At 67.9% G+C, this 10,584-nt stretch carries 13 protein-coding genes and 1 pseudogene; 6 read left to right on the top strand and 8 right to left on the bottom strand.

Going from position 1 to position 10,584, the window contains the following annotated elements:
* Window positions 1-181: pseudogene (locus tag H5411_RS47225) on the top strand (hypothetical protein); the annotation flags it as partial.
* A 26-nt stretch (window positions 182-207) separates the two neighbouring features.
* Here H5411_RS47225 and H5411_RS44480 read toward each other — a convergent pair.
* The gene (locus tag H5411_RS44480) at window positions 208-591 is read right to left on the bottom strand and encodes a hypothetical protein (protein WP_220818295.1); all 384 of its coding nucleotides are present in this window, start codon (window positions 589-591) and stop codon (window positions 208-210) included.
* Between H5411_RS44480 and H5411_RS44475 the strand changes: the two genes are divergently transcribed.
* Window positions 584-973 (top strand): ATP-binding cassette domain-containing protein, encoded by a 390-nt coding sequence (locus H5411_RS44475; protein ID WP_183127725.1) that lies wholly within the window; start codon window positions 584-586, stop codon window positions 971-973. The genes H5411_RS44480 and H5411_RS44475 overlap by 8 nt on opposite strands.
* Before the next feature lie 414 nt (window positions 974-1,387).
* Here the strand turns inward: H5411_RS44475 and H5411_RS44470 are convergent, their stop codons facing one another.
* From H5411_RS44470 to H5411_RS44440, 7 genes are all read right to left on the bottom strand, one after another.
* Entirely contained in the window at window positions 1,388-2,182 is a 795-nt protein-coding gene (locus tag H5411_RS44470) for an LLM class F420-dependent oxidoreductase (RefSeq protein ID WP_183127731.1), read from the bottom strand.
* A 94-nt stretch (window positions 2,183-2,276) separates the two neighbouring features.
* Window positions 2,277-2,399, bottom strand: a complete 123-nt coding sequence (locus H5411_RS44465; protein ID WP_183127729.1) for an SDR family oxidoreductase — start codon at window positions 2,397-2,399, stop codon at window positions 2,277-2,279.
* Window positions 2,400-2,563: 164 nt separating this feature from the next.
* The gene (locus H5411_RS44460; protein WP_183127723.1) at window positions 2,564-3,013 is read right to left on the bottom strand and encodes an acyl-CoA thioesterase; all 450 of its coding nucleotides are present in this window, start codon (window positions 3,011-3,013) and stop codon (window positions 2,564-2,566) included.
* Window positions 3,014-3,073: 60 nt separating this feature from the next.
* On the bottom strand, window positions 3,074-5,101 hold the full coding sequence (locus H5411_RS44455; protein ID WP_183127721.1) for a maleylacetate reductase and hydroxyquinol 1,2-dioxygenase domain-containing protein: 2,028 nt from the start codon (window positions 5,099-5,101) through the stop codon (window positions 3,074-3,076).
* A gap of 108 nt (window positions 5,102-5,209) precedes the next feature.
* Window positions 5,210-6,082 carry an AraC family transcriptional regulator gene (locus H5411_RS44450; RefSeq protein ID WP_312878748.1) on the bottom strand — a complete coding sequence of 291 codons (873 nt, stop codon included), beginning with the start codon at window positions 6,080-6,082 and terminating at the stop codon, window positions 5,210-5,212.
* Between the two features lie 238 nt (window positions 6,083-6,320).
* Window positions 6,321-7,295, bottom strand: coding sequence for an NmrA/HSCARG family protein (locus tag H5411_RS44445; protein WP_183127719.1), 975 nt, complete (start codon window positions 7,293-7,295; stop codon window positions 6,321-6,323).
* Between the two features lie 14 nt (window positions 7,296-7,309).
* Window positions 7,310-7,531 carry a hypothetical protein gene (locus H5411_RS44440; protein WP_183127717.1) on the bottom strand — a complete coding sequence of 74 codons (222 nt, stop codon included), beginning with the start codon at window positions 7,529-7,531 and terminating at the stop codon, window positions 7,310-7,312.
* Between the two features lie 133 nt (window positions 7,532-7,664).
* Here H5411_RS44440 and H5411_RS44435 point away from each other — a divergent pair, with 133 nt between their 5' ends.
* The 4 genes from H5411_RS44435 to H5411_RS44420 form a co-directional block, all read left to right on the top strand.
* A complete protein-coding gene (locus H5411_RS44435) occupies window positions 7,665-8,492 on the top strand; it encodes a helix-turn-helix transcriptional regulator (protein WP_183127715.1) in 828 nt (275 codons plus the stop codon).
* 270 nt (window positions 8,493-8,762) lie between these two features.
* Window positions 8,763-9,643, top strand: a protein-coding gene (locus H5411_RS44430; RefSeq protein WP_312878749.1) for an IS5 family transposase whose coding sequence is annotated in 2 segments (ribosomal slippage) — window positions 8,763-9,156 and window positions 9,156-9,643 — 882 coding nt in all. Because the reading frame shifts where the segments join, the coding sequence is not laid out codon by codon here.
* 189 nt (window positions 9,644-9,832) lie between these two features.
* Window positions 9,833-10,366, top strand: coding sequence for a transposase domain-containing protein (locus tag H5411_RS44425; RefSeq protein WP_312878747.1), 534 nt, complete (start codon window positions 9,833-9,835; stop codon window positions 10,364-10,366).
* A 5-nt stretch (window positions 10,367-10,371) separates the two neighbouring features.
* Window positions 10,372-10,584 (top strand): transposase (locus H5411_RS44420; protein ID WP_183127713.1); only part of this gene is annotated, 213 nt, incomplete at its 3' end.

Raw genomic sequence — 10,584 nt, 5'->3', positions numbered from 1 at the left:
CCCTGACCCCACACCCGCCGTGTCCGGCGAACGGGGGGGAAGCTCAATCCACCTCTACAGCCTCGGCTGGTCACTCGCACGGGTCGGCCAACACCTCAACGTCGACCACACCACCGTGCTGACCAAACTACGAGAACGCGGCGTCCCCACCCGCGACACCCACGGACGACCGCGACCTTGACCAGACCGGTCACCGATCGGCGCGGGTCACGTCTGGTCGCCGCGGAGAGGCGCGTCGGCGTCCATCGGTCCGCTACCGGCGGTCGCCGGGTCGGCTCCGCGATCGATAGCCCGCTTCAGCGCTTGGTGCAGGTGGGGCAGCTCCGGTGTGCCGGACGGTCCGGTGGCGGTGTGGTAGATCCGGCAGGCCAGTGCCGGAGGCGCGGCCAGATCGGTGAAGGGGTCGATGCCGTCGATCCGGATGGTCGGTGATCCGGTGAACGCCAACTCCTCGGCCTGTTCCGGGCTGGTGACCATCACCGTGCTGAATTGTGTTGTAGCCAGGCCCACGTCGTCGAGCGCCTGCCGCAGCAGGTGCACCGCCGCTGTCTGGTTTGGGCAGTCCGGCACGACCTGCAGTTCGATGTTCATCCCAGCCCTCCTCTCCTCAGCAGCAGTGGTCGCCGCGCCATGCCTCCCGGCCTTCCTTCACTGCGGAGCCGGCAAATCCACCCTGCTGCGCCTGCTCAACCGGCTGAACGACCCCAACAGCGGCCAGATCCTGCTCGACGGCATCCCCATCACCGAACTTGACGTGCTCGACCTGCGCCGCCGCGTCGGCCTGGTCGCCCAACAACCCGTCCCGCTCACCGACCGCGTGGCCGACGACCTGCGCCTCGGACAGCCCACACTCGGCGACCACCGCGTCTGCGAGCTTCTGGAACGCGTCGGGCTGCCCGCCGGTTTCGCGCAGCGCCGCACCATCGAGCTGTCCCCGCGCCCGCGCGGCGGCCAGCGTGCATGTCCGGGGTGAACACGATGAGGGTGTCGATCAGGTCTCCCTTGAGGTGAAAGACCTCCCACCCTCGCGCGGTGCCTCCGCTCGGGTGCACGACGCTCCACTCCCACTGGACGTAGTCGTGGTTCTCGATGACGCCTTCGAGCTGGATGAGCGTCGGCGGTGCCAATTCGAGGACCTTCCCGATCCGATCACTCACCTCCTGGTGCCCGAGGAAGACCTCTTCCATCTCCAGGAACCGAATGTCCTCGGTGTAGGTCTCCTTCATTTCCTTGTGACGCCCGTCCAGGTCCTCGACCGTCCAGGTGCCTGCCGACAGCCACCCTCGCCCGGCCCGTCCCTGTGGATTCCAGAATTCCGGTCTGCTGCGTTGACCTGCACATCAGGCGGCTGCAGGTTACTGGCAACGCTCACGATCACCGCAGGGGTTCAGTTCGAGTACTTCGCGACGAACTCGGCGAGCGTGTCGAGGTGGGTGAGCGTCTCGTCACGGGAAAGGGTCGGCACGATGAGCGCCACGCGTTCCACGCCGATTTCCTCGTACGCGTGAACGACTTCGACGTCGGAGGGCGTGTAGGTGACGCTCACCGGGACCTCGCGGCCCGCAAGGTCGCGCAGGTCCGCGACCTTGGTGCGCATATCGTCGGCGGGCAACGGGGGCGCGAGCCAGCCGTCACCACGCTTGGCGACCCGGCGCAGCGCCGGCCGGCTCCAGCCCCCGACGTAGAACGGCGGGTGCGGCTGCTGCACCGGCTTCGGCCAGCTGTAGACGGGGTTGAAGTCGACGAACTTGCCGTGGTACTCCGCCTCGTCCTGCGTCCAGAGCCGCTTCACCGCGTCCATCCGCTCGTCGAGGACCGCGCCGCGCTGCGCGGGTTCCACACCGTGGTTGCGCAGCTCGTCCAACACGTTGCCCGCCCCGACACCGACGATCAGCCGCCCGCCCGAGAGCAGGTCGAGCGTGGCGGCCTCCTTCGCGAAGATGATCGGGTCACGCTGTACCAAGAGGCTGACGGCGGTGATGAGCGTCAGCCGTTCCGTCACAGCCGCCACCGCGCCGAGTGCGACGAAGGGGTCCGGCATCCGGAACCACGTCGGGTCCATCGGCTCACCCGAGCCGTCCAGACGGGGCCCGTCGGTGACAGGGATATGCGTGTGCTCGGGGACGAACAGCGACTCGAAACCCCGTTCCTCAGCGGCTTTCCCGAGTTCCGGATACCCGATGGTGCCGCGTTGACGACGGAGAAAATCCCGAATTTCACAACAGTTGCTTTCCTTTTGCCTGGGAGAAGAACACAACGGCTGGAGGTGCGCTCGCTCACACGGTCAGTCCGCCGTCGACGGTCACGGCACTGCCGGTGGTGTAGGCGCCGCCCGTCCCAGCGAGATAGCCGACCGCTTCGGCGATGTCCTGCGGGCGCGCGAAGCGCCGCGGCTGCAGTTCTGAAGTTGCTCATGTCCGGTCTGCTCTACGCGTTCCATCCAAGGTTCGCTTCGTCCAGCCCGGCAGGCATCCGACACTCGTCACGTCGACGCTGACACATCGACCTACACGTGCGGCTCCGACCAGGACACTCGTGCCGCGGCCGGTGCGCTTGCCGCCGTTCACGACGTTCCTGACTTGATCAGTTCGTAGTCGTCGGATCGGCTGGACTCGAGGAACTCCCTGAGCCCGGCGGGCGGAGTGGTGATCTTCCGCTTGTGGACGTCCATCCACGCTCCCTCGGAGCGGATGACGGCGGCTTCCTTCCTGTCCTCGCGCAGGACCACCTGGCGGACGCGCCACCGCGAGGCGTCGGGGGTCAGTCCCACGATCTCGCAGGTCACCTCGACGTTCTGCGCTAGGAAGACCTCATGCAGGTAGCGCACCTCTTCAGCCAACAGCACGACGGTGATCCCTGACTTCATCAGAGCGGGAACGCCCCAGCCCGCCGTCGTCAGATAGCCGTGACGCGTGGTGCTCGCATATTCCAGATATCTGGTACTGCGCAGATGGCCGTTGAGGTCCACGTCGTCCCAGCGCACCTCGAATGACTTCCGAAAAACATCGGACATGATCGGTAAATACTCTCTTCTCTGATGTGGGCAGCGTCTCTCGTGCGTTCAGGTGGCGCGTTACACGTCCAGGACGCGGCCTACGATGTCCGGGGCCTGGTCGACGTCCTCAACGATTTCCATCACGTCCACGAAGGCGTCGTCGAATAGACGCGCAGGGTCGGGGATACGTGCCAAGGTGAAGGTGTAGTCCAGACGACGCCACTCACCGGTGACCTTACGACCGTCAGGGGTTGGCCCGCCCGGGTTGGTGAACTCAACGATCAGCGGCTGCTTGACGCCGAAGACTGCGTCGGAGTCGAGGTATTTGCTACTGGTGGGAAAGAGCTGGGTGATCAGCTGCTGGTGTCCGACGGCGTTGATCAGGAAGTGCACGTGCGCGGCGCGGTACGCGTGTCGGTTCGCTGCCGCCAACATTTCGCCGACCGGCCCGTCGCTTGGGATGGGGTAGTCGGCGGGGAGGATCGACCAGTAGCGCAGCAACCCGTCGTCGTCGGTACGGAACCGGGCACGCAGCACCGGGCCCTCCACCTCCGGCAATTGCACGTCGTAGAAGCCGTCCTTATTGGACTGCCAGACGTCGACGACCGCGTCGGCGAGCGGCTCCCCCGTCTGCGAGACGACCCGTACCTCGGTGAACAGCGGCACACCGTCAAGCCCGGCCCCGATGTCCGTGCCCTGCGGAGTTTCCGGCGGCCCCTCGAGATAGAACGGACCCAGCACCGCCGAGGGGGTGGTCCCCGTGCTCCGCGAGTTACCGAGGATGTCCACCGCACTGGAGACTCCGAGGCTGTCCGAGAACAGGATGAACTCCTGCCGGGTGGCCGAACTCATCTGGCCGGTACGGGTGAGGAAGTCGATCGCCGACATCCACTCGGCACTCGTCAGGTCGTTCTCCGCGACGTAGCCGTGCAGATGCCGGACGAGGCTGGTGAGCAGCGTGCGAAGCCGCGCCTGCGGCGCGTTGCCGAAGCTGCGCTCGACCTCGGCGAGCAGCTGACGCAGTTCGGCGCCCGGCCACCGTCGCCCGCCCCCGGGCTGCCCACCCTGCCAGGCCTCGGTCAACAGCGCCCGTATCCCTTCCTCGCTGACCGGGCGGGGATTCGGGTGCGGGGTTCCGGCGGCCAGTGCCGCCGCGTGCGCCAGCTCGCTGCCCGGGAGACCCAACGCGGCCAGCGAGGTCGGGCCGCCGAGCGTGCTGATCAAGTCGTGTAGGCCGCTGGGTGCGTCGGGGACGCCGAGTGCCTCCGCGATCCGGCGCATCGCCTCGGGAGCCGCAGGGGCGTTGTACGCCAACGCGTGCGGCAGGACGACTGTGTGCGTTGCGGCGTGTGGTAGGTCGAATGAGCCGCCGAGGACGTGACAGAGCGTGTGGTGCAGGCCCATGTCGACGGCGCCGAGGCAGGTCCCCGCCAGCCACGCCCCCTCCAGCAGCTCGCTCCGGGCGGCACGGTCCTCGGGATCCTGCACGACCATCGGCAGCGCGTGGCCGATCGCGGCGATCGCCCGGACGGCGAGGGCATCGGTGACGGCGTTGGCCTGGGGGGAACAGAGCGCCTCGGCCGCGTGGGCGAGCGCATTGACAGCGCTCGTGACGGTCAGCCCGATCGGCATCGAGAGGGTCAGGTCCACGTCGTAGATGACCGTTTCGGGCCGGATCTCCGGGCCCGAACGGGTGGTCTTGACGCCATCGGCGGTCTCGCCCAGCACCGGAGTGACCTCGGAGCCGGCGTACGTGGTCGGGAGTACCACCTGGTCCAGCCCGGTGCGTACCGCGAGCGCCTTGGCAAGCCCGATGGCCGAGCCGCCCCCAATCGCGACGATAACGTCGGCGGCATGGGCCCGCAGGACAGTCAGCGCCTGCTCGGTGATCTCCACCGGCGTGTGCGGCTGGGCGTCGTCGAAGCGAGCGACCATTCCCGCGGGGAATTGTCCTTCGATGCGGGCCGCGGCCTCCTGTGCGGACGGGCTGGTGATCAAGAGCACCCGGGAGCGCTCCAGCCGGGCCACCTCGTCACGGACCTGGTCCGTTGACTGCGGCCCGAACAGCACGCGGGCCGGATCGATCTGGTGGACCACGTTCGTCATGTGGCTGACTCTTCCTCAGAGGTTACGGTGTGCCCTTCCAGTCTGGGTCGCGTCCGGGTCAGCGGCCTGCATCACGAAGTCAGGTCGGCTGCACGAAAGAGACGTCCTTCAGCCGGCGCGTCGTAGCGCGCCGGGCGTGGTCCCCAGCTGCGCTCGCATCACGCGGGTCAGGTGCTCCTGGTGGGCGAAGCCACACCGGATGGCGACCTCGGCGATCGGCAGACTCCCGGTGCGCAGCAGCCGGGTTGCCTGTTGCAGCCTCAACTCCATCAGGTAGCGGTGCGGAGTCTGCCCGGTGGTGGCCTTGAAGCTGCGGGCGAACTGCCGGACGCTCAGTGACGCAGCGGTGGCAAGCTCGTCCAGCGGCAGCGGACCGGCGAGCCGATCATCCATCAGCTCCCGCACCGCGGCGAACTGGCGATCGGCCAGCCCGCGCACGGGCGGCGGAGGTCCGGAGCATTCGGACGGCCCATCGCCGTACCGGCGGGCCAGGTGTGCGGCCAGACACCCGGTCAGATGATCCAGGAACGTACGGGCACTCGGCGTCCAGTCCCTGACCAGGCCGTCCAGCGCCAGCACCAGCTGTTCGACGAGCGGATCAACCCCGCCGAACTCCTCGGCGAGCCGGACCTCTGTCGCCCCCGCCGCGCGCAGGGTCTCGTCGGCCAGGTAGACGTGGACGCTGTTGAGCTCGCCGCCGAGCTCAACCGTGAGGTTCTGCCCCGCCGGATGCAGGAACAGGCCTCCGGCGGGCACCCGACGCCGGAGGTTCGCTCCGCCGACCCGCCGGCCCACGGCGACCGGGCCGTCGAGGTGCAGGATCAGCAGATGGGTGGCCGCGCCGTCGAAGCTCTCCGCGAACGGGGCCTCGACCTGGGTGGAGACGAAGAGGCCGGGCCAACCCAGCCCGGCGCTGGACCGTTGGGCCCGCACGCCAGGCAGGGCGAGCATCCCGTGGGTTTGCGCGAGCTCCAGTTCCACCGCCACCTCCTATGAACCACATCGCACGAGCTGCGGGCGGTCGTCCGTGACACCCACGCCACTTGCCGCTCCCAGGCCCCGCGCCCGCCCAGAAAATCGCCACGTCGGCGTTCGCCAGCACGTCCGCGACCGCGGCCACGTCAGCCATCTCGAGATCCGGTACTGCGACCTGGCCGCCCGCCGCATTGACGTCGGCCACAACGCAATCTGCCCACGTCCGCTGAGGCGCCACCGGTGCTCAGCCGAGCGGGATCTCGTTCTTGTGCTCGGTCAGCCATTCCTCGAGCGGCTTGAGCCGAGGATTGAGTTCCCGTACGAGGTCGAGGTTCCGGCTGCCGACGAAGTACTCCGAGGCCTCGGCGTAGAACTGGAACATGTTGGCGATCTCCACGGCACCCGGGGTGTCTGAGGCGCGGACCTCGTCGTGGGTGAGGGGCCGGTAGTCGACCTTCTCGCCGAGCACCTTGGTGAACAGCTCGGCGAGTTCGGTACCGGTGGCGTGGGCGCCGGCGAGTCCGACGGTGCGGCCGATGTATTTGGCGCCGGCGAGGAAGATGCCGTACGCGGTGCGGCCGATGTCCTCGGACGAGACGAGCGCCATCACGCTGTCGCCCATCGGGTTCATGAGGACGAGCCGCCCGTTTTCGTCGCGGTGCGGGCCCTGTCCGATGAGGAACGACTCGTAGTAGAACGTCGTTTGAAGGAACGTCGTCGGCACGCCGAGGTCGGTGAAGAACGCGTTGGCCTCGCCCTTGGCGTCGAAGTGCGGGACCTTGTAGACGTCCAGCAGGGTCGGCAGTTCGCTGCCGAGGTGGTCGAAGTGCGGCCGGGTGTCCTCCAAAGTGGACCAGACGACGTGTTTGAGTCCGGCGTCCTTCGCGGCTCGCGCCGCGATCGCGGCCTGGTCGAGCTCCATCTGCGCACGCGTGCGGGCCTGTTCCTCCTCCGGGGTGCGCTGCACCCAGAAGTTCGTCACGACGAAGGCGCCGTACGCGCCCTCGAACGCCGTACGCATGCTGCTCTCGTCGTCCAAGCTGGCTTCGACGACTTCGGCGCCCTGCGCGGCCAGATCCTTCGCTGCGGGCGAGTCGGCGCTACGAGTCACGGCACGCAGCACGAACGGACCATCGGGGTCGGCCAAGATCGCACGGGCAAGACCACCACCCTGCTGTCCGGTGGCTCCGACCACGGCGATGATCTTCTTGTCGGTCATCAGTTTTCCCTTTCCTATTCGAATAGTTCGCGCACCAATGGCGCGACTCGGGTTCCGTAGAGCTCGATGCTCCGCAGCACCGCGCCACGGGGCTGGCCGCCGAGCCCGTATTTGAGGTCGAAGCGCGTCGCGCCGAGCGTCCGCAGGGCCGCGACGATCTTGCGGGCGACGGTCTCGCCGTCGTCGTCGGCCAGCACGTCACCAAAGGTGTCCAGCCCCAGCGTGACGGCGGTCACCGTGGCACCGCCGTCGCCGAATACGTCGTCATGCCGCCAGGTTGAACCCAGGGAACGGGCGCGCGCCACGCCACGTCGTGGGTACCCACGGCAGGGGAAGGCACGGGCCGAATGACGGGAGGATGATGGGATCATGAGTGAGCAGCGGAACACCGAACTCGGGGACTTTCTCCGCTCCCGCCGGGCCGCGCTCTCGCCCGCGGACACCGGGGTGCCGACGCACGGTTCGCCGCGCCGCGTTCCGGGACTGCGCCGCGAGGAGGTGGCCCAGCTGGCGGGCGTGAGCGTCAACTACTACACCCGCATCGAGCAGGGCGAGAGCCACCAGATGTCCGACTCGGTAATGGAGGCGATCGCCAACGCGCTCCGGCTCGACGAGAGCGAGCGGCTGCACCTGCTGCGCCTGGCGTGGCCGGCGCAGGTCGCGCGGCGCGAGGTGGGGACCGAGCGAGTGCGCGACTCCGTGCTCGCACTGGCCGAGAGCAACACCGAGCAGGCGGTAATCATCGTCGGGCGCCGCACGGATCTGCTCGGCGGCAACCGGCTCGGGTTCGCCCTGCTGGGGCTCAGCCCGGAGCAGCGGCCGAACATGGCGAAGATGACGTTCCTCGAGCCGGCGATGCGAGACCTGTTGGTCGGCTGGGAACGCGAGGCCCGTAATGTCGCCTCCTACCTGCGGATGGCATCGAGCGACCAGCCCGACGACCTGCTGCTGGCGGCGCTGATCGGGGAGTTGAGCATCAAGAGCGCGGACTTCGCGCGGATCTGGGCCACGCACCCGGTCGGCGAGTGCCTGCACGCGATCCGCGAGTTCGAGCACCCGCTTGTCGGGCAGCTGACGCTGAACGAGGAGAGCCTCCGCCTGCCCGATGACCCGGGCCAGCGGATCATTTTCAGCGGCGCCGCGCCCGGCTCGCCCAGCGCCGAACGGCTGCGGCTGCTGGACTCCCTGATCTCGTAAGGATCGACGGCGGCGTTCGGCGGACACAACCCATCAAACAGTCCACTTGCGACAGTCGCTCAAGATCACTAAAAAGCCTACCTGACCAGGCCAAACAGCTTGATCAAATGGGCTTCTAAAGGAGTGGAGCTAGGGCCTGTATCGAAGTCATTCCCAGCCGGTTGTGCTGGTTGGTGTGTCGGTGACCTGAAATGGGTGAGGTCTCCGGTAGGTGGTTCGTCGACCAAGAAGAACCTGAACACCACCGGAGACCTCGTGGACACCCTAGCGGTGACGGGGCGGTTCGACCTGACCGACGGGCAGTGGGCGGTGCTGGAGCCGTTGCTGCCTGTTCTGTCGCGGCCGGGTCGGCCGTCGTTGTGGAGCAAGCGGCAGTTGATCGACGGGATCCGGTGGCGGGTGCGCACCGGCGCGCCGTGGCGGGACATGCCGGCGGTGTACGGGTCCTGGCCAGCGGCTTATGGGCTGTTTCGGCGCTGGCAGCGGGCTGGTGTCTGGCAGGCGATGCTGACCGCGTTGCAAGCCCTGGCCGACGCGGCAGGGCGCATCACCTGGGATGTCAGTGTGGATTCCACGATCGCTCGGGCGCATCAGCATGCCGCGGGAGCGCGGAAAAGGGGGATCTGCAGACCGAACCGCCCGGCGGAACCACCGTTGAGCCGGATGATCACGCGTTGGGCCGGTCTCGTGGTGGGTGGACCACGAAGCTGCACTTGGGGTGCGAGCAGGGGCAGAAGCCACTGTCGATCGTGCTGACCGCTGGGCAGCGCGGCGACAGTCCGCAGTTCATTCCGGTTCTGGGCGGTATCCGGGTGCCTCGGTTGACCGGTGGTGGGCGGCCTCGTACTCGTCCTGATCGGGTGCTGGCGGACAAGGCTTACACCTCGAAGGCCAACCGCGCGCACCTGCGCGATCGTGGGATCAAGGCGACCATTCCGGGCAAGGCCGACCAGGACGCACACCGCAAGGCCAAGGGATCGAAGGGCGGCCGGCCACCGGCCTTCGACCCCGAGACCTACAAGCAGCGCCACGCGGTGGAGTGCGGCATCAACCGGCTCAAACGCCACCGTGCGGTGGCCACCCGATACGACAAACTCGCCGTCCGCTACGAAGCCACCATCCACATCGCCGCCATCAACGAATGGCTCTGACCCACTTCGATACAGGCCCTAGCCTCGAAGCCGTTCAGTTAGCGGGTCTGTGTGCTGGTCAAGGATGTTGTCGGCGTGTTGGTGTCGGAAATAGGTGCGGAGCTCCGGTAGGAGAGGTCGTCCTCCAAGACAGCCTCTTCACCAGGAGCTCCGCTGACTGCGAATTCTGTCATTACCCGTGTCGTCACTGTGGCGGGCGGGTGCTTCGCCCCGGGTCATCTCGGCGAGCTGACTCAGATCGTGCCCTTCGAGATGGTCGATGCCGCGTTGGCCGAGGCCCGCGGGATACAGCAACGGCTACGAATGCTGCCCTCGCGGGTGGTGGTGTATCTCCTGCTCGCGGCCGGGTTGTTCACTGAGGTCGGCCTGTCGCAGGTCTGGACGCGACTATGCGCAGGCCTGGACAAGCTCACAGTGGCCACACCGAGTCCGAGCGCGTTGGCCGCTGCGCGGGTCCGGGTGGGTCCGGTGCCGCTGCGGGCGTTGTTTGACCTGCTGCGCGGCGCAGAGACCGGCTGCGTGCAGGTCGGTGCCGCCCGCGCAGGCCGCCCGGGAGTGTTCTGGCGGGGCCGGCTGGTCACCGCGGTCGACGGCACCATCCTGTGCTGCCCGGACACCCCGGCGAACCTTGTCCAGTTCAGCAAGGGCGGCGGCAACAACGGTGGCACCGGATATCTGTCCCGCCCCGGGTTTGATGGAGACATCGAACACCCGGAGGATTGACAGTCATGGCGGCACCACGGAAGTACCCGGACGAGTTGCGGGAGCGGGCGACGCGGCTGGCGGTTGAGGCCAGGCGGGACCCGGCCTCGGCCGGTGGGGCGATCAAGCGGATCGCCGACCAGCTCGGTGTGCATCCGGAGGCGTTGCGGACGTGGGTGAAGCAGGCCGAAACCGACGAGGGAACACGGCCGGGCACGACCACGACCGAGGCGGCCGGC

Origin of the sequence: Amycolatopsis echigonensis, assembly GCF_014174495.1 — a bacterium.
Lineage (GTDB): Bacteria > Actinomycetota > Actinomycetes > Mycobacteriales > Pseudonocardiaceae > Amycolatopsis > Amycolatopsis echigonensis.
The sequence above is the reverse complement of the archived record's forward strand: the minus strand, read 5'-3'. Positions and strand labels throughout refer to the sequence as shown.